This is a genomic window from Desmonostoc muscorum LEGE 12446 (genome assembly GCF_015207005.2).
Taxonomy (GTDB): Bacteria; Cyanobacteriota; Cyanobacteriia; order Cyanobacteriales; family Nostocaceae; genus Nostoc; species Nostoc muscorum.
This window is the reverse complement of sequence record NZ_JADEXS020000001.1, coordinates 434889-459773: the sequence shown is the minus strand read 5'-3', so window position 1 is coordinate 459773 and position 24885 is coordinate 434889. Positions and strand designations below refer to the sequence as shown.

Here is a 24885-nt window from a genome sequence, read left to right as displayed (position 1 = left end):
GGAGGCAATCTCTACTGTGGAGGGGGGATGAGGGGGATGAGGGGGATGAGGGAGATGAGGGAGTTCTGGAGGCAGGGGGAAAATATAATTATGAGAAAATTTTATGTATCACAATAATCAAGAAAATTTAGTCAATTTTGGCAAAGGAAATCGTCCGCGTTTGGCGCTGACGGTGGGAGATCCGGCGGGAATTGGGCCAGAGGTGCTTTTGAAAGCTTTAGCAGAGCCGGAAATTAGTAAAAAATATGACGTTACTTTGGTGGGTAACCGTGATTTGCTGGCACAGACTTATGAAGAACTGAATTTAGCTGAAAATTTAGCACCTTTGGCAAATCCAGATCGGTTTCCAGTAATTGATGTGGAATTGAAGGCAGAAATTAAAAGTCAAATTATTCCAGGAGTAGGTAATGCAGCCAGTGGGGCGGCTAGTTTTGCCTATATGGAATGTGCGATCGCCCAAACACTCGCTGGTAAATTTGATGGTATTGTCACTGGACCCATCGCTAAATCTGCTTGGAAAGCCGCAGGGTATAATTATCCAGGGCAAACGGAACTGCTGGCAGAAAAGTCTGGTGTCAAGCGCTTTGGGATGTTATTTGTAGCGCGATCGCCCCATACTAATTGGACACTCCGAGCTTTACTTGCTACCACACATATTCCTCTGTGTCAAGTGCCGGATACATTGACACCCCATTTGTTGACAGAGAAACTGGATTTGCTGGTGGAGTGTTTAAAGCAAGATTTTGGGATAGAGAAAGGGAGAATTGCGATCGCAGGTTTAAATCCCCACAGTGGCGAACAGGGACAATTAGGACGTGAAGAACAAGATTGGTTAATTCCTTGGTTGGAGCAAGAGCGGCAAAATAGACCACAATTGCAACTAGATGGACCGATACCGCCGGATACGATGTGGGTTAAGCCTGGTCAAGCGTGGTACGGAAATTCTCGGATTCAAAATCCAGCTGATGCTTACCTGGCACTCTACCACGACCAAGGCTTAATTCCTGTGAAGTTGATGGCGTTTGATCGAGCAGTTAATACTTCTATTGGTCTTCCTTTTGTGCGGACTTCACCAGATCATGGAACAGCGTTTGATATTGCGGGTAAGGGAATTGCTGATGCTACGAGTATGAAAGCAGCGATACATTTAGCGGGTGAGTTGGTTGGTCAAAGGTTGGCGACGATAAAACTATGAATTATTTCATGATTTATAAATAGACTTGCCCAGAGAATCATGGAAGTCCAACCAAGAGAAATTAGGAATTATCTGACACCAGATGGTAAAAATATTTTTGATGACTGGCTTGATTCTCTGCGATATCAAAGAGCAAAAGCTAAAATAAGAGCCAGACTTGACCGAGTTGAAGATGGTAATTTAGGTGATTGTAAGTCACTTGGAGAAGGTGTTTTTGAATTGAGAATCGATTATAGACCAGGTTACCGCATATACTTTGGACAAGAAGGGATAACAATTATTATTCTTTTGTGTGGTGGAGATAAAAGCACTCAGGAACAAGATATTGGTAAAGCTCAGGAATATTGGAAAGACTATAGGAGTAGAGATAATGCCTAGAAGTGCAAGCTATCACGAAGGACTAATTAAACATCTACAAGACCCACTAGAAGCAGCATCTTATATAGAAGTAGTTCTCGAAGAGGGAGACCCTAAAATGTTAGTAAAAGCGCTCACAAATGTGATTGAAGCACAGGGTGGAATTGATCAGTTTTCAGCAGAAATTAAGCAATGCTACGAGCAACTCGACTTGATGTTATCTGAGCAAGGAGAAATTGAATTTTATTGTCTGAGTAAATTACTGGATGCATTGGGATTACAGCTAGCAGTAACAGTGAAGTCAGTATGAGGTGATTTTTTAAGGACAGTTTAAATCGCTCAATCTTATATCTTACCAATTTATTTTTACAGTTTATAAATTGCCTCTCGAAGTTATTTACTAATTTCGAGGGAAGCTAATTTGCATATCCCAGTCATTCACTAATTGTTTGTCTGGTTTTTTTTTTTGATTATGTAAACTTTCATTTAACAGTATATATAAAAATTCTAATTTATTATTTTAACTTTTTGACTTTATCATCGAACTTATTTCCTAGCTTCAAGTAAAGGTGATTTATAAATACCAGCCATCTGTTTTTCGGACGACTGGTATTTATTTCTTGTGCTTTTGTGGTTAGAGAAAGAATAGGCTAACGCCTAAAGAGAATGAAGAAAATAAATAAAGAGTTGTACTCCAATAGTCGTGGAGTGGAACAGACTTTAAATATTTTTTTAAAACGCTTCGCGCTGAAGAAATAAAGAATAGGCGAATGCCTAAAAGATGTGAAGAAGTTCTACTCCAATAGTCATGGAGTGGAATAGACTTTAAATATTTTTTTTAAAACGCTTCGCGCTGAGGGTAGGTGTAATTAGTTTGATTTGCAGAGTTGAAATTTTCAGGAGTTAATAATGGATTTAGGTGTAATTGAAACTATTGAAGACTATGGTTTCGATCTTAAAAGTCTTCGTGACTGGTGTGAACCTCAATCTAATAATATGAAGTCAATGCCTTCTAGTAAGATTGCTTTTGGTCGAACTCACAAACCGTTTGGAGCCGAGGTAATACTAGTATACCCTCCGGTAATTAACAAAGGACATTGGGATGAGACGGTTAATCGACTTGGTGATCGCATTCTTCCAGGATGGAATTCTGCCTTACTCTGCCATTATCCTCCAGGTGTTGGCATGAAACGACACCGTGACCACCGCGCTTTTGAACCTCTGGTAGCATTAGTCAATATTGGACGTGCTACTTTCTGCATTGATACTCAAGGGTATAGTAATAAATATCACCTTGAGGATGGTCAGGTTATCAAGTTTTATTCTAATCTTCACCATGAACTACTTCCGGTTGTATCTGACCGCTGGTCTTTGTCCTTTCGCCGGATTAAGCCACAGTCTCTACGGTTCTAAACTTATCTAATCCTTTTCCCCGTAAGGATTATGAGCCTGTTCTTGTATCGCTGATGTCACTCTATATTAAATCTTTGTAACTTGCGCTCCCATCGGAAAAACAAACTTTCCCCATCCACCTCATCTGTCTCTTCACTTTCATCAATGAGGTCTTGGTTTTTCTCCTCTAATTCGCGCATATACTGCCTGAGTATACCCCCAACAGCGATCGCTCTACTTTTATGCAACTGACGGGTTAACTCTAGAAACCATTCTCTATCACCCACTAAATCTGACTCTTTCACCTGATACTTGAGGATTTCTGGGATAAGTAGTGACGGGTTATGATGTTTAGCGATCGCGCTAGTATGAATAACTGGCTGGTAATCAATCCGTAAGCACTGCTGCCATAACGCTACCCATTTGGCATGAGATAGATAGCCATGACTGAAATACGAAGGCGACACCATTGCCAAAATATGTAAATGTGGGTGTGCTGAAACTCCATTTTTACCTTTAGTTACTTCTATGGATTTTACCCAGCCTTTCGCAGGCCATGCTTTCAATTCAGTGAATCGTTTAAAAGCTTTATTTATCGAATCCAAGTTTTCCCTAAGTTCCCCAATCTGGCAATTTTTTACAGTCAAGGTGACAAACAGCCAACGGTGCTTGGGGTAATCAGTGACAACCTGTGGGAGAATTTTGTAAGCTCTTGCTTTCCACATGAGCGATCGCCGCCACTGACAAACTGGACAGTGACGAACCCTACAAAATCGGGCATCTGATAGTTTTAAGTTGAGAATACCTTCCGATTCCTCTGGCAGTAATTGAAACTCCAGCAATTCGGAACAGATTCTGACTCGTCGAGCATACTGCTGAAAGCAATGTTCGTCTGCTTTGGCGTAATACTGGAAGACTTTATCAGCATTGGCTCGGTGCTTGTCCCAAGTTTTACCTATAGACGAAATATTGGTTAAGCTAAGTACATTTTGACTAGGTTGGGACTTATCTTGAGAGGATACATTAAAAGCAATAAATTTACTGTCTGAGGCTATCGCGGACACAAAATCACCGAGTCAGTTTGGTATTAATGCCCAAATTAACCCAAGTTATACAACGTAGCTTCAGTAAAAATATTTAGGTAATTTTAGGTGTCATGGTCAGTTCATAAGCGATCGGACTAATTTAGATAAAGTCTTTAGGCTCTAAGTCTAGGATTAAATCTACAGCAGCAGCGCTCAAGTATTTAACGATTAAGTCGGGGTGGTAAAGTTCTAATTATGAAACTTGTATATCTTGCAGTTTTGCCACCATTTCTGCACGTGCTGAAACCTTCAATTTACGAAACATTCTCTTTAAAGCTTGCTTGACAGAATTTTGGGTAATCCACAGTTGTTCCCCAATTTCTGCATTCGTTAATCCCTGCGCCACCAATTCGGCAATTTCTAATTCACGGGCTGTTAGAAGACTTGCAAAAAGGGAATTAGATGTTTTTGGTTTCGCCCGTAGGGTTGCCATTTTGGATGACAAATGAATACATAAAGCGCTCAAGTCAGCTAAATCATTGCCATTAAAAGGGGGATTTCCCTTATCGCGGGCTAGGTTAAGGGTTCCAATCAGACGACCATCGCAAACAATTGGCCCGGTCATGACGTGTTCGTGGTCATGGCGGGAGCAAAAATGCTTCCAATCTCCTGGAGATAATAATAATTGCTCGTGGGCGGGAGCGTGACGCTCAACTACATAGCGTCCCACTGGATTGCTCTCTAAGCATACTGCCGGAATGCCCGGAACATCAATTTCAGGGGTTGGTTGTTCATCTAGGAGATAGATACCCCAATTTTGCACGCCAAAATGCTCGCTAATTTTGTCCGTCAGAGCTAGTCTTAATTCTTGCTCATTCCCGACATTAGCGATCGCATGAAATACGGCGTGAAGAGAATTAACCATAAGTGTACCCAGTTGGGGACTATCCAAGCCTCAACAATTACTTCTATGCTAATACCAAGGAAACTAAAACGCTAATTACAGTAGCGACTAGGAGAAGCACATGACAGTTACACAACTCTCTGCTCAGGAACTTTTCCGGGCTGCTTATGAGAACCGCTATACTTGGGACAAAAATTTCCCCGGCTATACCGCAAATATTACCTTTAAGCATGATGATAAAGTCTTCACAGGCAAAGTGATTATCAGCGCTAATCTCAAAGCCGAAGTTTTGGATGTAGAGGACGAGTCCGCAAAGCAAGCAATTCACGGCCAAGCATGGGAAATCGCAATTCACCGCGTCCGTCGCAGCTTTGAAGATACCCACAGCGCCAATACCTTTAGCTATGGTAAGACTGACGAAACTGGTGCAGTTGAACTTTTAATGGGTGGTAAGGCTGAGGGCGATAAATATAAAGTCCGCAATAATGAAGTCTGCCATGTTCACCGTCTCATCCACGGTACTTTCGTGACAATTGACACCTTCAGCAGTCACGATACTGGCGAAGGTTACTTGTCCCACACCTATGATTCTGTTTACCATGACCCCAAAACTGGGGAACAAAAAGGCGGTAGAAGTGAATTTATCGATGAGTATGAAAAAGTTGGTGACTATTTCATCCTAAATCGTCGGGAAATTCGCACTCAAATAGATGGACAAGTATCGATTCAAGAATTTGTTTTCTCTGATATCAAATTGTTGGAACCTGTTGCTGCTTAAGCTGTGTTTTGCATGATAAATCAAAGCGATCGCTCTTTATTTTCAAGGAGCGATCGCTTTGATTTTTTGGTGGTTTTATTCAGGGAGATTGAAAGGCGATCGCTTCAGATATAATTAAAATTTAATATAAAAGATTTAGACACCTCAGCCACTACTTTTAAAAGATCCTCTAACGAGAAATTTTTATATTGACCTACTTAACTGCCAGTGGAACAATAGTATCGTTCGCCTAATTTCCAAAGTTGAAGCGCAATTATCAAAAATAAAATGCCTGCCATTGGAGAGACGTAACAAAACCACAAAGGTACGAAAAATATATCTTCTTTTCCCAGAACTGCAAGCAAAGGAAAATAACTTACACAAGCAAGCGGTATCAAGTAAGTGAAAAATCTTTGAAACCACTTGCTATAAATAGCAAAAGGATATTGAGCAGTTTCTACTCCTCCATAAGTGAGGATATTCATAATTTCCAAAGATTCAATAGTCCAGAATGTGATGGTTGCTTGTACAATAACGATACCTAAAAATAGTGCGATCGCACCAATAAATGAACCGCCCAAAAGCCACAATGTTTTAATAGTAAAAGAGATATGGAGAGTTGAAAGCGACCACCATATAACGACAAACCCTTGAGAAAATCTTCCGATTCTTTTCAAGGTAAATTCTGTGCCGAAAAGTTGAAGTACTGTGGTGCGTGGACGGAGAAGTAAACGGTCGAAATCACCGTTCTTAATTATTCTTCCAAATGAATCAAACCCTCGCCCTAAAGCATCAGCACAGGCAAAAGAAATATTAACCATTCCATAAAAGAGGGCAACTTCACTCAAAGTCCACGTACCAATACTATTAAAACGAGTAAAAAGTGCCCAGATTCCAAAAAATTCTACTACAGTTCCTAAAAGATGCCCTACAACTTGAAGCAAGAAGGACACTTTGTACTGCATTTGCGATTTTAAAGATACGGAAATGTATCGGAGGTAGAGAAAAAAATCATTAAAAGACATACTGGTTTTTGATGGTAAATATAATTTGATATCACGCAGAGACGCAGAGGCGCAGAGAGGAGAGAACGCAAAGAAATAAAATTTTTTGTAATTTTAATTATTAAATACAAACTATTAAATATAAAATTGTCTCATCCTCCTTGAATGACAAGTTTTTTGACGCCACGATTCACAAGGAAACGCCCAAGGATAACTATGACAAATATCCAGAAAGTTTGATGCAACAATACATTAAATAGTTGATTTGCTGGAAGATTACCGGTAAAAAGTCGAAAAGGTTGGTCGATAAGTCCTGAGAAAGGAAGTGCATTTAGCAAAGGCTTGATCCATTCAGGAAAAAGGGGCAAAGGAACAATCATCCCAGAAAAAATAATAATCAAAGTGGGGAGTATACTATTAATTCCTTCGCCAGAAAGTGTCCACATCATTGATACAGTAAGCAGCATTGTCAATGCAGATGAAAGCAGAATTGCAGCAATAAAGGAGAGAAAAAAGGCAACGAAAGCAGCAAAAGAGGGCGGAAAAGAAAGCGAAGAAAACCCTATCAGCGGAAAAATAAAAATCGTGACGCAAAGAAGAGGAATAGCACGAAGGATAACGGGTGCTGTGCGAAGCGCCAAAGCACGAGTAAACCAAAAATTATAAAGGTCTGTGGGTCGCAGAAGATCGTAGCCGACTGCACCAGATCGGATCAAATCTTGAATCTCGCGATCGCCTGACCAAGGAACGATCGCCATCAAAAACGCTTGTCCAAGCCATACATATCCTACCGCCTCCTGCAAAGTCATAGGTTGAGCAGAGGTTGTGTGAGTGAAAAATGCCTCTAAAACCATAACTTTCACTAATCCCCAAAACAACTGAGTTGCAACCCCAGCCAAAGCAGCTGTACGATATTGCAACAGCAGCGAAAATCTCGCAATAAACAGTGATAAATATGCTTTCATATTAATAGTAAATAAGGGGGAGAATTCAGGATTCAGAATCAATCCAAAATCCAAAATCTAAAATCCAAAATTGCCTGACTTTGCATAAAGTTGAGCAACTATTTCCTCAATCGGTGGATTTTCTACAAAAAGATCCGCGACTTCGTTTTTTGAGGTAACTTTACTAATGAGGGAAGCAGCAGAAAGCTTTGTGGGATCGAAGGACAGAGTTACGGTGCGACCTTCTTTAGAGATGACACTAACTCCTTCTTCTTCAAAGAAGAAATCATCATTTATCAGGTCTATTCTTAAGTACCGACGCGAGGAAACTTGAGAACGCAACGCTGTTAAGGTTCCATCACAAAGAATTTCACCACCACCAATAATAATGATGCGATCGCACAATGCCTCAATATCATCCATATCATGGGTAGTCAGGATAGTAGTTACTTGATGAGTTTTATTCAACGTTTTGATAAATTTTCTGACCGCAAGCTTTGAAACTGCATCAAGTCCGATAGTTGGTTCATCGAGAAACAAAATTTCCGGTCTGTGTAACATTGCTGCTGCAAAGTCACATCGCATTCTTTGACCAAGGCTTAACTGTCTGACAGGAGTAGAGAGAAAACTCTCAAGATTGAGCAAATCAATCATTTCTTGGCGTGTCTTTTGATATTCTGAATGAGGAACGCGATAAATATCCCGCAGTAAATCGAAAGACTCAATTACTGGTAGATCCCACCAAAGTTGCGATCGCTGACCAAACACTACTCCAATACGACCAACATGGCGGATTCTATCTTTCCAAGGAGTTCGCCCGCCAATTATACATTTTCCGCTAGATGGCACTAAAATACCACTTAAAATTTTAATGGTAGTCGATTTCCCAGCCCCGTTTGGGCCGATATATCCTACAAGTTCTCCCCGTTCAAGGGAAAATGAAACTCCTTTCAAAGCATGGACAACTCTGGTTTTTCGATCCACAAGCCCTCGGATTGAACCGAAAAATCCAGAGGAACGTTCAGACAGAAAAAAAGTCTTTTTCAGGTCTTCAACAAGAATCTGAGGCATATATTACTGGTCTTTTTTATCAAGTAATAATTCAGGAGTCAGGAGTCAGGAGTCAGAATTCAGCATGAATTTGAGTCCGACTGGCGGATGAATAAAGGGGTTTAAGATCCCGACTAAATCATTTAGCGATCTTCAATCAATAGCGGGCTTGAATCACCTACACTCTTGATCCAGAATTCTGAATTCTGAATTCTGAATTCTTATTCAAGAGTAAGACGCTCTATATTACAATTTTAGGTGTTCCCACTTATTGGGAAACTAAATTGAATGAAAATATGACTAAGCTAATTGAGTACGAAGAAGCCAGCGACGAAGTGCGTGCAGTGTATGACGACATCCGCGCCACACGTCAGAATGACTATATCAATAATTTTTGGAAAGCCATAGCTAACCATCCTCCTACTTTGCAACGAACATGGCAAGCAGTCAAAGAAGTGATGACTAGCCCTGGTGAAATCGATCCACTGATGCGTGAACTGATTTATATCGCCGTGAGTGCGACAAATGGCTGTGAGTATTGCATCGCCTCACATACAGCATCTGCGCGCGCCAAGGGTATGAATGATACCATGTTTGGGGAAGTAATGGCGATCGCTGCCACTGCCAACATGACCAATCGCCTCGCCAACGGCTATCAGATTCCCGTAGATGAGCGATTCAAAACATAGAAATTCCTACTCAGAAAGTAAAAAGATAATGCCCATAAATATTAAGAAGCTCTCTTCTTTATTTTACCTTGTTCGATGATTTTTGATGCTTGTTACCAGCAATTTATAGAATTATTGATTATGCCAAAGGTTCAAATTAACGGGATTGATTTGTTCTACGACATTAAGGGAACAGGTGAGCCTTTGCTATTAATAGCTGGCTTTCTTTGCGATCATGCTTATTGGTCGCTGATTATGCCATCGCTGATTTCGCACTATCAGGTCATTCGCTTAGACAACCGAGGTATGGGGCGAAGTTCCGCTCCCCAGAGCCAATATAGTATCAAACAAATGGCTGGTGATATTGCAGCATTGTTGGATCGCATCGGCATTGACAAGGTGCATTTAGCAGGTCATTCAATGGGTGGTCAAATTGCCCAAGAGGTAGCGTTAGCATACCCTAAAAAAGTACAAAGTCTGATGCTACTTTCATCTTTGGCAAAAGGTGATAAATTATTCAACAGCATCATTGAAACTTGGGGCGATCTTCTTAAGAATGTAGACTTAAAACTTTATGAAAACGTCGTATTACCTTGGATATTTACAGATAGGTTTTACTCAATTCCTGGAATGGTCGAAGGTCTCATTGAATTTGCCATCAGATATCCCTTCCCACCTGCGACTCATTCACTTTATCATCACAGCCGAGCCATGCTTGACTTTGATACAGTAAACCGCCTCCAACAAATTGATTGTCCTACCTTAGTTTTGGTTGGAAAACAAGACATTCTCACCCCGCTAAAGTTTTCCCAGCAACTTGCTCAAGGTATTCCCAACGCTGAACTTGTAGTCATCGATGGTGGTCATGGCTTCTTGATTGAATCTTCAGATGCTGTAGTTTCAGCCATGCTTAACTTTCTGCGGAATTTAAAGCCAGCTTATAGCAACTTTGGATTTTAGTCATTGGTTATTTATTATTTTAGGACTTACGCAACAACTCTCTGAAACTCTTATTTGTGGATGCCCTCTGTCTTGAAAAGTTCGTATAAGTTGATATCTTATGCTACCTCTTACTGTTGGCGACCCGATTCCCTGGTTCACTCTTCCCTCAACCTCAAACCCAACATTTCACTTTAACTCGGTTGGCGGATACCGTAGCATTTTATTTTTTTTCGGAAGTTCAAAAAACGACTACCTTCGGAAGATTATTGATGACTTCTTGAATCGACAGCAACAGTTTGCTGCCTATCAAGTACCATTCTTTGGTGTCAGTATAGACCCAGATGACACTTTTTTAGGAGAGTTAATCGAAAATAAAACTTATTTTAAATTTCTTTGGGATTTTGAACGGAAAGTCAGCTTTGAATACGGTGTTTGTCAACCAAAAAATCAGGGAAGCAATGAACTACAATACAGACCAACAATTTTTGTGTTGGATGAAAATTTACGAGTTCTCAAGGTTTTGCCAATCTCACCTACTACTCATCCTTGGGAGCAAGTGTTTGAGTTTATCAGTAGCTTACCTGCAATTACAGAAAATATTCCCGCAGCCAGACAAGCGCCTGTTTTATTTATACCCAATGTTCTAGAGCAAAGCTTTTGCCAACATTTAATTAATTTGTACGAAGCAGATGGTGGTGAAGATTCTGGCTTTATGCGACAAATCGACGGCAAAACAGTCGGAGTTTATGATTATGAATTTAAAAAACGTCGAGACTATTTAATTTCGGAACCTGAATTATTAAAGCAAATCAATCATATGATTATGCGGCGGGTTAAACCAGAAATCGAAAAGGCATTTCAATTTAGCATCACTCGCTTTGAACGCTACCTAGTATCCTGTTACGAAGGAACTGATAAAGCCTTTTTTAATCGTCATCGTGATAATACTACCAAAGGCACCGCCCACCGACGATTTGCTATGTCATTAAATCTGAATACTGGCGCTTATAAAGGTGGTGATTTGCGGTTTCCAGAATATGGACTCCAGCTTTATACTCCAAATGCCGGAGAAGCAGTGATTTTTTCTTGCTCGTTACTACATGAAGCTACCCCTGTCATCAGCGGGCGGCGCTTTGTTTTGCTGTCGTTCTTTTACAACGAAGAAGATGCTCGATTACGGCAAGAAAATAGCAAGTACCTGGTAATCAATAATAGTGATGCCGATGCTAAATAAAAAAGCAGCTTTTTAACGTAACGCGAAAGTCCCTACCTTCAGCGGATCTTGGTAGGGATGAATAGCGGGTTACGACGATTGCATACCTGACTAAAATCAACCGCAAGGTTGATAAGGGAATGGTATGTATGATAGCGAAGCGGTAGCGAGGAACGAGCGTCGGAGTAACCAATCATTCTTCTGGTGCTTCTTGTGATTGTATATATTGTTTGATTTTTTCAATTGGTGCGCCACCAGTAGAAGCAACATAATATGAACTAGACCAAAATACAGGTTTTCTATAAAACGTAGATAAATATTCTGAAAACTCTTTTTGAATAATTCTACTGTTTTCAGAAATAATAAATGGTACGCATCTATTACAGTTGATGTTTTAGACCAAACTCTCAAACCTGAAATCTTACCAGTTGGTGCAATTGGTATAGATTTAGGTTGTAATTCAGCATTGTCAATTACTGATGGCGAAAATCATCAACAAATTGAAGCACCAAAATTTTTGAGAAATGCTGAACATCTAATCAAAAAAGCTTCTAAAGATAAAAGAAGGAAGCAATCACCAAACAGAAAGAAAAAAATCAAAGCTTCTAGAAGATGGAAAAAAGCCCAAAGTAGGGTTAGTAAACTAACTCGTAAAGTTGCTAATCAACGACAAAATTGGGTTCATCAAGTGGCAGTAGAAATAATCAGCAGTAATAGCTTCATTGCCACTGAGAAACTAGAAGTCAAGAATATGACAAGTATTGCTAAAAAAGGTAAGCGCAAAAAGCAAAAAACAGGTTTGAATAAGTCAATACTTGATGTTGGGTTTGGAATGCTTCGTAGTACCATCAAATATAAGGTTGAGCAAATTGGTGGTGTGTTTATTGAAGTCCCAACCAAAAAAGTAAAACCTAGTCAAACCTGTCCTAAATGCGGTCATCAGCACAAGAAAACTCTTGATATTAGAGTTCATAATTGTGAGTTTTGTGGATACGTTCAAGACCGTGATATTGCTGCTGCCGAAGTTATGCTTTACTGGGCTAAAGGTAATCTACCGGGGGTAGGAACTACCCTCGAAGATGCTGATGTCACTAGCTCTACCTCACGTACTCGCAAACAAGCGGGAAGCATGAAGCAACTAGGGCAAATGAAGCGTCAAAAACTCAATTCTACGGGGGTGAATGTAGAAACTCACCCCTCAACGAAGTAGGGGTGAGTAGTTCATATGGTTAGCTTGTTATTGTACAAAAAAATTGAGCTAATATCGCTGCATTTTTCCTGCAATCTAATCCCAATGCTCTAGCTGAACTAGAAGTTGGTTAAATTAGTGTTGATTGCTGGTTGTTTAAATTCTCAGGACTTACGCAACTGGCACAAATAGCGGGCAGGGCGCAGCCCTGACAGGCGACAATTTAAATCAAACCAAGCACATAAGAATACTTGGGCGTTTCAGTTGCTGAATTAAATAATTAGAAAGCAAGTTATGCTTGATTTGATAAATAGTTTGACCAGTTGTATAGGCTAAATTCTTTAACCTAACCCAAACTAACATTGCACAAGCGATATGATTTCTTTGAAGCCTAGCTTTCCGACATTGGCAAAATTCAATCCCAGTTAATTGTTTAATTTCTCTGTGAAACTCCTCGATTTTCCAACGAATTTTACACACCTCTTGTACAACATCCGTGGAACTTTGAGATAAATCGTTAGTTGCGACATAATCCGTTCTGTTGGTAGAAACAGTAACCCGGAATAGTTTCACTTTTTTATTAGCTGGGAACCCTTTAATTTTGATTATCTTACCACAATCTAATTCTTCTTGACTCCATTCTAATAATTCAATACGTTTATATTTTGCTTGACCAAATGTATCATCAACTAACCGATTGTCTTTTAAAGGGCAATAATAAATTTTGTCTAAGCTATCAATATATAGCATTAAACTGTGTACCGCATACCATGTATCCATCAAAACAGTATCAAATGGTAAAAGCTTATGATACACAAGGCTTTGGAGCATGTCTTTCACATGGTCTATCTTGGTTTTGCCATCGACATCAGGATTAAAAATTCGATAATCTATGACCCAAAATCTTTGAAGTGTAGGGTTGACATACACGCAGCTAACTACGCCAATGCCTTTAAGGACACCATGCTCATTACCACTATAGAACCCATTTGACATCTTGTGAGGTTTTGAATTAAGGTACTCCTCAGCATCTAAAATCCAATACTAATGGCGTATTCCAGCAACCTCACTGATGCAGAATGGGAAATTTTTGAACCCTTATTGCAAGAGATATTACCGACTAAGAAGCAGACTCGACCGACCAACTGGCCAAAGCGAGATATCTTCAATGGAATTCTCTATCAACTAAAAAATGGATGCAATTGGCAAGACTTACCTAAAGACCTCCCCCCTTATTCCACTGTATATTGGCACTACAAACAGTGGCGAGCAGCCGGGGTATTTGAGGAACTGATGAGTGTCTTACATGGACAAGTGCGTGAACAGGTAAAAAAAAAACCGCACTGGACGACATTGATCATCATTGACTCCCAAGCAGTGAAAAATACCTGCAACGCCAGTGTGGAGTCGAAAGGTTTTTGCTTCTACAAAGCCACCAACGGTATTAAAAGGCATTTGGCTATTGACACCCTTGGGTTTCCCTTTTTTACGCTCTGTACTCGCGCCAATGTCTCGGATGATGCCGGATTAATTGAGATGTTTACTCTCAACATCGACTACTTCAAGTCAAAACCTATCGATATTCCCAAGATTACTATCCTGCTAGATCATGGGTATCACCCAGAATATTTGACTCAGGAGTTAGAGCGAATTTACCCAGAGATCATGACCAAAATTCAGTTTCAACTTTCTACGAAACCCTCAAAACAAGAGAAAGCGGCACAAGGAAAATCTGGATTTGTTCCGGCAATAGCTAGATGGGTGATCGAACGCTCCAATGCTTGGATGGAGCGCTGTAAAATTCTGGTTAAGAACTTTGAACGAACCCTGGTTAGTGCCACTGCCAAACTCAATATCTGCTTCATCAGGCTAATGATTAAGAGGCTTGCAGCACCTTCTTAGATGTCAAATGGGTTCTATATTGTCTTCTGACTATTTCTATTTCTTCAGAATACCTTTTATCTAAAATGCTATCATCAAATATTATGTAACCATTGTCATCAGGCTCAACTACCTCTTTCACGTTATCCCATAGTAAACGAGGTGTTAATTTTTCTCTTTTCAAATAATAGTTAATTGTATCATGGCTAATACTCTCTAAATGCTCTGCCAAATTGGTAATGGTATAATTAATTTGGCTACTAAGTAGATACTGGCAATAATCTAATTTAGTAAACTTCATATTCAAAAGTATTCGTTACAGTAGCCTGAGCAGCAGCCCAAAAATTTGGTGTGAAAAGGAACAATTTACATTTGTACTCTAGTTCATTTCATCTGCATTTTTATAGTACTTTAGTACTATTTGTTAGCGATCGCATTGTGCCAGTTGCGTAAGTCCTGATTCTTAAGGGGAGTTGAAACAAAGATCAATACCATTTTATGGCGATTAATCTCAATTCTTTATACATTGTGTGTTTAATATAGTTAGTGGATTATTTGCACCCAAAATAAGAGATATAACAAAGGCGATTTGTCAGCATAGTACGACTAACGAATGTGATAGCATAGTAAAGTTGGCAAATCAGATGCTAGCCTTTACACTAGCAAATCCTTTCCCTGCGTAAATTACAGATCATTTTGTAATGAATGTAGTTTGTCAATAGAGGTTATGAATCGTAACAGGATCGAGAATAATCGTAAAGTTCCGTTAACGGCAAAGCGCGTTACAATCACTAGTTTTATAATTATAGCTGCCCTTGTCGATGCTTATTTAATCTGGGCACTTTGGCCTAAAACTTGCCCAACAGGTCAACAAAAATTGAATAATTCATGTGTGCTAATTAGTTCTAACACTAACTTGGCAATTGCTCCTAAAGCTATAGTTTCTGCCACTAGTTCCATTCCTCTTTATCGTACTTTTGCTGAAGTACCTAACATTCCTCAGGGAATATTTAGATACGGTGGTTCTACAAGTTTTGCGCCATTAAGATCTCCAGCAATAACGGCGCAAATTCTACAAGCTCATCCAGGATTTGAGTTAAGCTATGCTGCTCCAGTCGTAGTAACTCAATCTGGCTCTGCTAGTGGAATAAAAATGCTTTTAGAAGGTCAATTAAGTTTTTCTCAATCTTCTCGACCTGTAAAAACAGAAGAATTTGAAGAGGCGAAAACAAAGAATTTTAAGCTAGAACAAATACCTGTTGCCATTGACGGAGTTGCTTTTTACGTTCATCGTAATTTATCTGTTCCTGGTTTAACAGTGTCTCAGATTAAAGATATATACACTGGTAAAATCACAAACTGGAACCAAGTAGGTGGGCCAAATCTGAAAATTACTCCTTTGAGCCGCGATCCGAAAAATGGTGGTACTTCTGAATACGTTCAAGAAACAGTTATGGCGAATGAATCATTTGCTGGAACTGTAAAACAGGATGTGCAAAACACTACAACTGCTATACAAATAGTTGCTAAAACTCCTGGCGGAATTAGTTATGCTACGGCGTCACAAGTTTGTAACCAATCGATTAAGCCTCTTTCCATTGCAAGAGAGGCTAATCAAAATTTTGTCTCTCCTTGTATGGGAGAACAAGTAAATAAAATTGATTTTGCAAAGGACACTTACCCGCTAATTAGACGGCTGTTTGTCGTGATTAAACGAGATGGCACTTTCGATGAACAGGCGGGATTAGCTTATGCTAACTTACTGCTGAGCGACCAAGGTCAACAACTAGTAAATCAAGCTGGTTTAGTGCCCATTCGCTGAAGCACTCTCAACTATTGTCACAAGTTTTAGTCCCCTTTCGGGGAAGTGTGAGTAGAAGTTTTGTACACTAAGCTGAGAGTGAAGTTTTAACTTTACCAAAACGGCGATCGCGTTTTTGGTAACTCAACAAAGCCTGATGAAATGCTTCTCTGTCAAAATCTGGCCAGAGAACATCAGTAAAATACATTTCTGTATAGGCTATTTGCCATAGTAAAAAATTACTTAATCGCATCTCACCGCTGGTACGAATCAGTAAATCTGGTTCGGGAATATCTGCTGTGTAAAGGTGCTTTTCTATAAGATTTTCATTAACTTGTTCTGCACTGAGTTCACCTTGTTGTACTAATTCGGCTACTTGACGACAGACTTTTGTAATTTCGTTGCGGCTACCGTAGTTAACTGCAACAGTAAAGTGTATTGCTTGATTGTTTAAGGTTTCTGTCATTGAACGTTCCATTTCTGTTTGTAGAGATTTAGGTAGAACCGATAAATCTCCAATAAATGAAATTCTCACTCCTTCTTGATGCATCTGTGCTAACTCGCGGTGTAATAATCGCTCAAATAAAAGCATCAAAAAATCTACTTCTTCAACAGGACGCTGCCAATTTTCTGTTGAGAAAGCGTAGGCTGTTAGTGCTTTGATTCCCCAATGTTTACAGCAACGTAATAGTTCTTTGAGGGTTTTTGCTCCTTGGCGATGTCCGGCGATGCGCGGTAATCCTCGATTTTTTGCCCATCGGCCGTTACCATCCATGATGACGGCTATGTGGTGGGGTAGGTGTTGGGGGTTTAGATCTGTGGGTAATGAAGTCATGGATTTTTGGTGTTGATAAGAATAATGAAAAGTTCACGCAGAGGCAAGGCAGCGCGGTCTTGGGGGTTTCCCCCATGAGCGACTGCCGCGCAGAGAGAGAGGAAGAGGCATAAAAATATTCATGTAGAGACGCGATTCATCGCGTCTGAACGATTGGTTTATTGAGGAGTTTCAAATAAAGTTTGTAGGTATTTTGGTGTGAGGGTGTTGTTCCAAGTCCACAAGTGGTGCATTGTGTGGGTGAAGGTGAAGAGGAGGGTTGTTTTGTTGGTTAATGACCAAGCGTTCCAGTTGAGGGTAGCCATCATGCGGCGGAGGGTACGTATCAGGTTGTTTCGTTGGTAGTTTTGAGAGCGGGTTTTGATGAGGGTGCGTCCAATTCGGATTAGTCCTGTATCAGGGAAAGCCCAGACGCCAAACCCCCAGAATTTGGTCATGTGATTGATTTCGTCTTGTGCTAGTTCTTCGAGAACATCTTGGAGTGCGCCTGTGGTGTGAGCCATTAGCCAAAGATAAAGGCAGGTTGCACCGTATTCTGTAGCAATGCGGTGTAAGCCGTGGCGATATAAATCTTCGTAAGGGTCATCTGTAGGAAGATAGCCTCGAACTGTGCGATGTTTGGGGGTAATTTTCTCACCTGTTAGTTGGGTGTAGACTTTGATTAATGCAGGTGTGTGCTGACGTTCTTCTTTTTCCCATAAACCAAGTTCTAAGAGGTTGTTGTCTTCACCGACTGTTCCGCCAACAAACCGCGCCATGTGAGGATGCAATTTTTCCAAATACTGCCGACTGGTTTGGGTATAGCCGCGAATAGGTGCTTCTGTATCCATTGCACCTATCAATATCGACAAAAATACTTCTGGTTCTATGCCGATAATTTGATTGCGATTAATTGTTTGCCAGTCGATGAGTTTCCAAGGACGCGGTTGGGGATTGGCAAACTGTATCGGTAAATCTTGCAGGCGATCGTGTAGTTTTTCGACTGCAAGATATTTGTCTATGAGGGAACGAATACGCTGCTGTGTTTGGAAATAGTGAGGACTGAGAGAGCTTTGACTTCCTGAGTCTTCTGCAAGTGGGCTGAGGGTGTTAAGCATAATTTTTATACTTGACTTTTTATCTCTTTGCCCAATAGCCTAAGCGATCGCACTTGCTTTTGTCAGTCGGTGAAAGTAGGCAGTTTTATGTTATGGGGTTCCAAAAGTCGGGGAAAAAGTTGGTTAGAGAAAATTTGGGTTTCAAACCTCGCCCTTCTAAGACGACTTTACAAAGTTAGAAGAGAGAATTGCAGAAAATCTGGCGAAATTGTTAGAACAAGGGTAGAAAAAAGTTAAGTAATAAGATAAATCATGAACGTTTATAAAACATATATCACCATTGCAGATCCAAAGCAGTTAGTATTATCTGATTTACCATTTAAAGCAGGACAGAAAGTTGAGGTGATTATTTTGACAGAGAATAATCAAAGGGTTACTTTAGCAGAAGAATTAAAAAAGTTATTCCACGAAATACAAGCGATACACGCAGATAATCCCTTGACTGATGAAGAAATAGCAGCAGAGATTGAAGCTCATAGACGGGGAGAATGAAAGTTAAAGGTTAATGTTGATTTTATTCTGGTAAATCCCCAAATCGCTGACGATAACGCTCAAGTTGTTGTTGCACTAGTTCTAACTGCTGGCGAGTTTGCTGTTCGATTTCTTCTGGAGTTTGATAGCGCTTTCCTTGTTGGTCATACCAATACAAAACCTGACGCGGGATATTACCAGATACGTATTGCCCTCTACCAATTCCTAAATTAATTTCTGGCATCCAAAAAGGTTCACCAATTTGCAATTCATAGCTACCATCTACTAAGCGATAAACTTCAAAAGGTTGGTGGCGATCGCGTTGCCAATACTCTGGATTATAAATAATGTAGTACAGTACCCCTAACTTGGCATAAGTATCTAATTTCTTGTCGTATTCTCCACCCGGAGTTAAGGAGACAATTTCTAAAGCCAAGATCGGCACAATGTTGTTTTCTTCCCAAACAACATAGCTTTTACGAGATTTACCTGCCTTGCGGCGTTCTACACCCAAGCTCAAAAATCCGTCTGGGACAATCGGCACAAGTGGACTGACCCCTGTGGTATGGTAAACGCCCATATCCACGCTGAAAAACCAATCATTACGGTTTGCCCAAATATATTGCAGCAAGAAGAGGAGTAGATTGGGAATAAAATTCTGGTCTTCGTTATCCACAGGCGTATCGTCTGAACAAGGAAGTTCAGCACTGCTTGGCAAAGATTGGCGGGGGTCGGATTTCACCATAAGTAATGATGGTGCTGAGGTGACCTAATATGAAGAAGAATTCAGAATTCAGGAGTCAGAAGTCAGAATAAATTGCAGTCTAACTGGGTGATGGTGCAGCGATAGCAAGTCCGCCTTATAGGCAAAAAAGTATTAAATATTACCATTATTCAACTCTATCCCTTGATGGGTAAACTATTGACCAATTCTGAATTCTGAATTCTGATAGCAATTCTGTATGAAGATGCGCCAAACTATATGAGCAACGAACCGCAAAGGACGCAAAGGGCACAAAGAAAGAAAGAAAGAAAGAAAGAAAGAAAGAAAGAAAGAAAGAAAGAAGAAGCCAAGAAAATTTGGCGCAGCCTCACAAAGAAATGGTATGACTCCTTTTTATTTTATTAGACAAGAAGGCTTTTATTATTTCGCTTTTGAGCCAAAGTCGGAAAAGTCGGGGAAAAAGTCGGATTTACAAAATCTTATCCGAAAATTTGAGAAGCATAACTGTAGAGTAATTTATAGTTGTCAATAAAGTCTGAACTACCCTAGTCGTTACACAATGGACGCCCAAGCAGCATTAGCATGGTTAGACACCATAATTCCTGCTCAGACCGGGGAACGGTTGAGCGATTTGCAAAAAGTTATTCTTGGGCAAGTTTGGTTGGGTAGGAAATACTTGGATATCGCTCATTCTTACGGTTGTACGGAAGGACACGCCAAGGATGCTGGTTCTCAGTTATGGAAGTTGCTCTCTTTGGTACTGCGCCAGAAGATTACTAAAAGTAATTGTCGCGCTACTTTGGAACGGGTTCTGAGAAAAAGTAATACGATATCCAATCTGATTGATTACTCCAGAACGCCACACCCCGCCCCAAAATTAGAGGATAGCAATTTTATTGGACGAACAGAAGCGATCGCTCACCTGAATTCTTTGGTAAATCAGGGGTCGAAAGTGATTGTCATTCAAGGTGAAGGCGGTTTAGGCAAAACTACTCTGGCGCAGCAATATCTCCAAACTCAGGAATTTGATTTGGTTTTGGAACTGCTGATGGCGAAGGAAACGCAAAACATCACTCCCGCTGAACGAGTTGTGGAGGAATGGCTCAAACAAGATTTTGCTGAAGAACCTGGGGTAGAATTTGGGGTAACTTTGGCACGACTCAAGCGCCAACTCCACAATCGGCGGATTGGGGTGTTAATTGACAATCTCGAACCTGCATTAGACCAACAAGGTGGGTTGATTGCCTCGCACCGCAACTATGTAGAACTATTGCGGGTTTTGGCTGATGCCAGGGTGCAATCTGTTACCCTAATTACTAGCCGCGATCGCCTTTGTGAACCTGGGCTAAACGTCAATCACTATCGGCTTCCTGGTTTAGATCAAAGTGCATGGCAACAGTTTTTTAGCAACCGTGGATTAGCGATCGATTCGCCAACTTTAGAAACCATGCATCGCACCTATGGCGGTAATGCTAAAGCAATGGGAATTCTCTGTGGTTCGATTCAAGAGGATTTTGACGGTGATATGGCTGTTTATTGGCAAGAAAATCATGCCGACCCCCTAGCAGCAACCGACTTAAAAAATTTAGCCGTTAGTCAAATTAATCGTTTACAAAATCTCGATTCCCAAGCCTATCGTTTGCTTTGCCGTTTGGGATGTTATCGTTATCAAGACATACCCAGTATTCCATCTCCAGGATTGTTTTGTTTACTTTGGGATGTCCCACTTGACCAACATCGCCAAATTATTACTTCCTTAAGAAATCGGTCTTTGATAGAGTGCGATCAAGGTAAATATTGGCTGCATCCGGTGATTCGGAAAGAAGCGATCGCTCGTTTGCGCCCCAGCGATGAATGGGAAATTGCCAACCACAAAGCCGCCGAATTTTGGACAGCTAGTGTTAAACAAATTGAAACTTTTAAAGATGCTTTACAAGCTTTGGAAGCATATTATCACTACATCGAAATTCAGGAATTTGAGTTAGCAGGTAAAGTTATTCTCCAAAGCCGAAATAATCAATGGCAACAGTTTTTACCTCTGGGAAGTACGCTGTATCGTATGGGTTTAATTCAACCTATACTGACGGCAATTAATCAAGTTGTTAACAATCTGGATAATCACCAAAATCTCAGCGAACTTTACAATATATTGGGCGATTTATACTGGATAACAGGTAAAATTAGTCAAGCGATCGCCTGTCAAGAAAAAACTATTAATCTAGCAACCCAAGCACTCAAATCACTTGTACCTCAACCAGAAAATAAACATACAGTTTACTGTCTGAGGATGCTTGAGGTAGATTCTTTATTAAGTATTGGTCTTTATCAAATAGATTTGTGGGAATTAGAGGCTGCTGCACAGTTATTTCAACAAGTAATTTACCTCGCTCAAAATACTGAGCATCATCGCTGGGCAGAAAAAGCTTCAGTGTGTTTAGCTTTGGTATATTCTTATTTAGGTTTGCGTGATGCTTCTTCTGCATTAGCAAATGTAGCTTATCAAAATATTACGAACCAACAACTGGTAGAACAAACAGGGAGGTTTGCCTATTTCATCCAAATTTTGGGTCAAACCTACATCAATTTAGGAGAATTTGACCAGGCAAATCAAATGTTCCACCAAGCTTTGACTTTTGCAGAAGAAAGTCACTATATGCAGGTAAAAGCTAAAACCCTGAATGGTTTAGCAGAAATTTATCGGCATCAAGCAGATTTGGAATTAGCTCTTGCTAATCATATAGAAGCAATCGAACTTTTGGAAAAAATCGGTGCTAGATGTGACTTAGCTGAAGCTTATTTTCAGTTGGGTTTAACTTATAAAAAAATGGCAAAGGCTGATGAGAGTAAGATGAATTTTCATCAAGCGATTCAGTTATTTACTGAAATCAAAGCTCCTAAGCAAGTTGAAAGAATTTCACAGCATAATTCAGAATTATTTAAGACTTAAGCATTGACAATAAATACCAAAAATGAATAAGTTTAAAAGCTGCATCTTTCGTAAGGGCACAGCAATGCTCAGGGGTGTCAACTTAACGTGAAACCCTTGTTAAGACGTGATATTGAGTTCATTCACTTACCGTTACTCACCGCGTTACCCCACCCTAACCCTCCCCTTGTAAAGGGGAGGGAACTAGATTTCTTTTTTCCCCCCTTTCCAAGGCAGGGCTGTTTCATTCCCCAAAGAGCTTTAAAAATCAAGGGTTCTAGCAATTAAAAATTAGTTATTTTGTTACCAGCGTGCCCAGAAAATGAACTATTTTACTGATATTTCAATGCTTAAATGTTCATCTCATCGTCACCCTTACTTACAATTTTCTCGCTAACCATCTTGACAAATCCTGTTTGAAATGGAATGAAACAGCCCTGCCTTTCCAAGGGGGGATTAAGGGGGGTAAAACGTATGTAGGACAAGCGTTTAAGCTTAAGTTGACACCAATGAGCAATGCTGTGCCCCTACAGCATGGAGATTCATACCCGCGCCGGAGAAGTCGTTGGCAATGATGGCATTGTGGAAATTGGGCATTAGAACTACACGTTTTAAGCGCAGCTGCATCACTCATATTACTCTCTGCGCCTCTGCGTCTCTGCGCGATCCAAATCCCCCTCCCCCAGGAGTTTCTATCACAAAAACATCCCCAACATTCATCTCCACCGTTCCAGTGCTATCTAAACTTTCTTCACTTCCATTTTGACGTTGTATCCAATTCCGTCCAACTTTTCCCACTTCTCCACCATTTAATCCAAAGGGAGGAACCAGGCGATGTCCAGAGAGAATATTCGCTGTCATCGGTTCTAAAAATCGGATGCGACGAACAACTCCATTACCGCCAGAATATTGACCTTTACCACCACTATCAACACGAAGACTAAAGCTTTCTAAAAGTACAGGATAACGCGTTTCTAAAACTTCTGGATCGGTCAAACGAGAGTTAGTCATGTGGGAATGAACACCATCAGTTCCATTAAAATCAATCCCCGCTCCAGAACCGCCGCAAATAGTTTCATAATATTGATATCGCTCATTACCAAAAGTAAAATTATTCATCGTTCCTTGAGAAGCAGCCATCACACCCAAAGCACCATATAAAGCGTCCACAATAGTTTGAGAAGTTTCTACATTACCTGCTACCACCGCTGCTGGATAAGTTGGATTCAACATACAGCCCACTGGGATAATAATTTCTAAAGGATTCAGACACCCGGCATTGAGAGGAATATTATCATCAACCAAAGTCCGAAAGACGTATAAAACTGCGGCTTGAGTTACAGCTTTGGGAGCATTGAAATTACTATTTAATTGCCCAGAAGTTCCTGTAAAATCAATGGTAGCACTACGATTTTGTGGGTGAATCGTTACTTTAACTTGAATTTGTGCCCCATTGTCCATTTTATAAATAAATGAACCATCCTTGAGAACTGCGATCGCCTTTCTCACCGACTCCTCAGCATTAGCTTGTACGAATTTCATATAAGCCTGAACAGTATCAAGCTTGTATTGCAAAACCATTTTCCGGAGTTCTTGAACTCCCCTTTCATTTGCGGCAATTTGAGCTTTAAAATCAGCTAGATTTTGGTCAGGGTTCCGAGCAGGATAAGTATGATTTGAAAGGTGATATCTGACTGCGGTTTCTTGAAAATTTCCTTCTTCCACCAAGAGAAAATTATCAAAAAGAATTCCTTCTTCTTCAACTGTCGTACTGTGGGGAGGCATAGAACCGGGAGTAATTCCGCCGATATCAGCTTGGTGTCCGCGAGAAGCAACGTAGAAGAGGGGAGTAGGGAATAGGGAGTGGGGAATAGGGAATGAGGAAGAGTGCAGAGGGGAAAAACTCTTCTTTTCTGCTTCCTTATCTCCCCCATCTCCTTGATCTCCCTCACTGCCCACTCCCCACTCCCCACTCCCCAAAAATACAGGGGTAATTGCAGTTACATCAGGGAGATGTGTACCGCCGTTGTATGGGTTATTTGATAGATAGACATTTCCTGGTTTTATGGTACTGCCTTTATCATTAATTAAACTGCGGACACTTTCACTCATTGAGCCTAAATGTACAGGAATGTGCGGGGCATTTGCTACTAATAATCCAGAAGCATCAAAGATAGCGCAGGAAAAATCTAGCCTTTCTTTAATATTCACAGATGTTGCCGTGTTTTGGAGAACAATTCCCATTTGTTCGGCAATAAATTGGTAGAGATTTTTGAATATTTCTAGGCGAACGGGGTCGGCTTGAGTTGTTGTGTACATTTTTGATTCCTATTTGTTTAGATTTGATAAATCTTAGAAAGAAAAAGGGTTGACTGTTTGTAAAAGTTATATTTAAAAATCAGGAGGCTCTGCCTCTAAACCCTCTTTACTAGACGAAACTTAGTAACGAGAATATAACCCTTTTTTAGCAAACTCCTGTGTCAAGAGTGATAAATTGTTAAATCATAACC

Annotated in this window: 25 protein-coding genes and 2 pseudogenes; 14 read left to right on the top strand and 13 right to left on the bottom strand. The window is 40.3% G+C overall.

Annotation, left to right across the window (positions count from 1 at the left end):
- The first annotated feature begins 103 nt into the window (after window positions 1-103).
- From pdxA to IQ276_RS01955, 4 genes are all read left to right on the top strand, one after another.
- Complete coding sequence (gene pdxA / locus IQ276_RS01970) at window positions 104-1195, top strand: 4-hydroxythreonine-4-phosphate dehydrogenase PdxA (RefSeq protein ID WP_235115357.1); 1092 nt, start codon at window positions 104-106, stop codon at window positions 1193-1195.
- 39 nt (window positions 1196-1234) lie between these two features.
- Complete coding sequence (locus tag IQ276_RS01965) at window positions 1235-1573, top strand: type II toxin-antitoxin system RelE/ParE family toxin (RefSeq protein WP_193917625.1); 339 nt, start codon at window positions 1235-1237, stop codon at window positions 1571-1573.
- Window positions 1566-1862, top strand: coding sequence for a helix-turn-helix domain-containing transcriptional regulator (locus IQ276_RS01960; protein WP_193917623.1), 297 nt, complete (start codon window positions 1566-1568; stop codon window positions 1860-1862). Before IQ276_RS01965 ends, IQ276_RS01960 begins: the two co-directional genes overlap by 8 nt.
- Before the next feature lie 599 nt (window positions 1863-2461).
- On the top strand, window positions 2462-2965 hold the full coding sequence (locus IQ276_RS01955) for a 2OG-Fe(II) oxygenase family protein (RefSeq protein ID WP_193917621.1): 504 nt from the start codon (window positions 2462-2464) through the stop codon (window positions 2963-2965).
- A gap of 56 nt (window positions 2966-3021) precedes the next feature.
- Here IQ276_RS01955 and IQ276_RS01950 read toward each other — a convergent pair whose 3' ends face one another.
- Together IQ276_RS01950 and IQ276_RS01945 are read right to left on the bottom strand one after the other, a co-directional pair.
- Entirely contained in the window at window positions 3022-4008 is a 987-nt protein-coding gene (locus IQ276_RS01950; protein ID WP_235115356.1) for a protein rep, read from the bottom strand.
- A gap of 214 nt (window positions 4009-4222) precedes the next feature.
- The gene (locus IQ276_RS01945) at window positions 4223-4894 is read right to left on the bottom strand and encodes a LuxR C-terminal-related transcriptional regulator (RefSeq protein WP_193917620.1); all 672 of its coding nucleotides are present in this window, start codon (window positions 4892-4894) and stop codon (window positions 4223-4225) included.
- A gap of 100 nt (window positions 4895-4994) precedes the next feature.
- Here IQ276_RS01945 and IQ276_RS01940 point away from each other — a divergent pair, with 100 nt between their 5' ends.
- Window positions 4995-5651, top strand: coding sequence for a DUF3386 domain-containing protein (locus IQ276_RS01940; RefSeq protein WP_190876603.1), 657 nt, complete (start codon window positions 4995-4997; stop codon window positions 5649-5651).
- Between the two features lie 197 nt (window positions 5652-5848).
- On the opposite strand, the gene IQ276_RS01935 is transcribed toward IQ276_RS01940, so the two are convergent.
- The 3 genes from IQ276_RS01935 to IQ276_RS01925 form a co-directional block, all read right to left on the bottom strand.
- Window positions 5849-6595, bottom strand: coding sequence for an ABC transporter permease (locus IQ276_RS01935; RefSeq protein WP_228043096.1), 747 nt, complete (start codon window positions 6593-6595; stop codon window positions 5849-5851).
- Between the two features lie 191 nt (window positions 6596-6786).
- Window positions 6787-7653 (bottom strand): ABC transporter permease, encoded by an 867-nt coding sequence (locus tag IQ276_RS01930; RefSeq protein ID WP_228043095.1) that lies wholly within the window; start codon window positions 7651-7653, stop codon window positions 6787-6789.
- A 3-nt stretch (window positions 7654-7656) separates the two neighbouring features.
- Complete coding sequence (locus tag IQ276_RS01925) at window positions 7657-8649, bottom strand: ABC transporter ATP-binding protein (protein WP_193917616.1); 993 nt, start codon at window positions 8647-8649, stop codon at window positions 7657-7659.
- A gap of 275 nt (window positions 8650-8924) precedes the next feature.
- Between IQ276_RS01925 and IQ276_RS01920 the strand changes: the two genes are divergently transcribed.
- From IQ276_RS01920 to IQ276_RS01910, 3 genes are all read left to right on the top strand, one after another.
- Complete coding sequence (locus IQ276_RS01920) at window positions 8925-9317, top strand: carboxymuconolactone decarboxylase family protein (protein WP_193917614.1); 393 nt, start codon at window positions 8925-8927, stop codon at window positions 9315-9317.
- Between the two features lie 120 nt (window positions 9318-9437).
- A complete protein-coding gene (locus IQ276_RS01915; protein WP_193917612.1) occupies window positions 9438-10256 on the top strand; it encodes an alpha/beta fold hydrolase in 819 nt (272 codons plus the stop codon).
- Window positions 10257-10356: 100 nt separating this feature from the next.
- The gene (locus tag IQ276_RS01910) at window positions 10357-11472 is read left to right on the top strand and encodes a redoxin domain-containing protein (protein WP_190876608.1); all 1116 of its coding nucleotides are present in this window, start codon (window positions 10357-10359) and stop codon (window positions 11470-11472) included.
- Window positions 11473-11644: 172 nt separating this feature from the next.
- Here IQ276_RS01910 and IQ276_RS01905 read toward each other — a convergent pair whose 3' ends face one another.
- Window positions 11645-11791, bottom strand: coding sequence for a transposase (locus IQ276_RS01905; RefSeq protein ID WP_235116307.1), 147 nt, complete (start codon window positions 11789-11791; stop codon window positions 11645-11647).
- On the opposite strand from IQ276_RS01905, the gene IQ276_RS01900 reads away from it, so the two are divergent.
- Window positions 11786-12661: an RNA-guided endonuclease InsQ/TnpB family protein gene (locus tag IQ276_RS01900; RefSeq protein ID WP_373690463.1), complete on the top strand. Its 876-nt coding sequence runs from the start codon at window positions 11786-11788 to the stop codon at window positions 12659-12661. The genes IQ276_RS01905 and IQ276_RS01900 overlap by 6 nt on opposite strands.
- Window positions 12662-12868: 207 nt before the next feature.
- On the opposite strand, the gene IQ276_RS01895 is transcribed toward IQ276_RS01900, so the two are convergent.
- On the bottom strand, window positions 12869-13636 hold the full coding sequence (locus IQ276_RS01895) for an IS701 family transposase (protein ID WP_444880222.1): 768 nt from the start codon (window positions 13634-13636) through the stop codon (window positions 12869-12871).
- 51 nt (window positions 13637-13687) lie between these two features.
- Between IQ276_RS01895 and IQ276_RS01890 the strand changes: the two genes are divergently transcribed.
- Window positions 13688-14542: an IS5 family transposase gene (locus IQ276_RS01890; RefSeq protein ID WP_235115308.1), complete on the top strand. Its 855-nt coding sequence runs from the start codon at window positions 13688-13690 to the stop codon at window positions 14540-14542.
- A 16-nt stretch (window positions 14543-14558) separates the two neighbouring features.
- On the opposite strand, the pseudogene IQ276_RS01885 reads toward IQ276_RS01890, so the two are convergent.
- Window positions 14559-14822, bottom strand: a pseudogene (locus IQ276_RS01885) (IS701 family transposase); the annotation flags it as partial.
- Between the two features lie 426 nt (window positions 14823-15248).
- Between IQ276_RS01885 and IQ276_RS01880 the strand changes: the two are divergent.
- A complete protein-coding gene (locus tag IQ276_RS01880) occupies window positions 15249-16343 on the top strand; it encodes a PstS family phosphate ABC transporter substrate-binding protein (protein WP_193922045.1) in 1095 nt (364 codons plus the stop codon).
- Between the two features lie 67 nt (window positions 16344-16410).
- On the opposite strand, the pseudogene uppS reads toward IQ276_RS01880, so the two are convergent.
- A pseudogene (gene uppS, locus IQ276_RS01875) lies at window positions 16411-17166 on the bottom strand (undecaprenyl pyrophosphate synthase); the annotation flags it as partial.
- A 149-nt stretch (window positions 17167-17315) separates the two neighbouring features.
- Window positions 17316-18254 (bottom strand): ferritin-like domain-containing protein, encoded by a 939-nt coding sequence (locus IQ276_RS01870; protein WP_193922042.1) that lies wholly within the window; start codon window positions 18252-18254, stop codon window positions 17316-17318.
- Between the two features lie 252 nt (window positions 18255-18506).
- Between IQ276_RS01870 and IQ276_RS01865 the strand changes: the two genes are divergently transcribed.
- Window positions 18507-18746 carry a hypothetical protein gene (locus tag IQ276_RS01865; RefSeq protein WP_193922041.1) on the top strand — a complete coding sequence of 80 codons (240 nt, stop codon included), beginning with the start codon at window positions 18507-18509 and terminating at the stop codon, window positions 18744-18746.
- Window positions 18747-18768: 22 nt separating this feature from the next.
- On the opposite strand, the gene IQ276_RS01860 is transcribed toward IQ276_RS01865, so the two are convergent.
- On the bottom strand, window positions 18769-19470 hold the full coding sequence (locus tag IQ276_RS01860; RefSeq protein WP_193922040.1) for a Uma2 family endonuclease: 702 nt from the start codon (window positions 19468-19470) through the stop codon (window positions 18769-18771).
- A gap of 237 nt (window positions 19471-19707) precedes the next feature.
- Between IQ276_RS01860 and IQ276_RS01855 the strand changes: the two genes are divergently transcribed.
- Complete coding sequence (locus tag IQ276_RS01855) at window positions 19708-19854, top strand: hypothetical protein (RefSeq protein ID WP_193922039.1); 147 nt, start codon at window positions 19708-19710, stop codon at window positions 19852-19854.
- Window positions 19855-20008: 154 nt separating this feature from the next.
- Window positions 20009-22396: a helix-turn-helix domain-containing protein gene (locus IQ276_RS01850; protein WP_235115355.1), complete on the top strand. Its 2388-nt coding sequence runs from the start codon at window positions 20009-20011 to the stop codon at window positions 22394-22396.
- Window positions 22397-22870: 474 nt separating this feature from the next.
- On the opposite strand, the gene IQ276_RS39995 is transcribed toward IQ276_RS01850, so the two are convergent.
- Window positions 22871-23002, bottom strand: coding sequence for a hypothetical protein (locus IQ276_RS39995; RefSeq protein ID WP_255264293.1), 132 nt, complete (start codon window positions 23000-23002; stop codon window positions 22871-22873).
- 3 nt (window positions 23003-23005) lie between these two features.
- Window positions 23006-24694, bottom strand: a complete 1689-nt coding sequence (locus IQ276_RS01845; RefSeq protein ID WP_193920716.1) for a hydantoinase B/oxoprolinase family protein — start codon at window positions 24692-24694, stop codon at window positions 23006-23008.
- Window positions 24695-24885 lie beyond the last annotated feature (191 nt).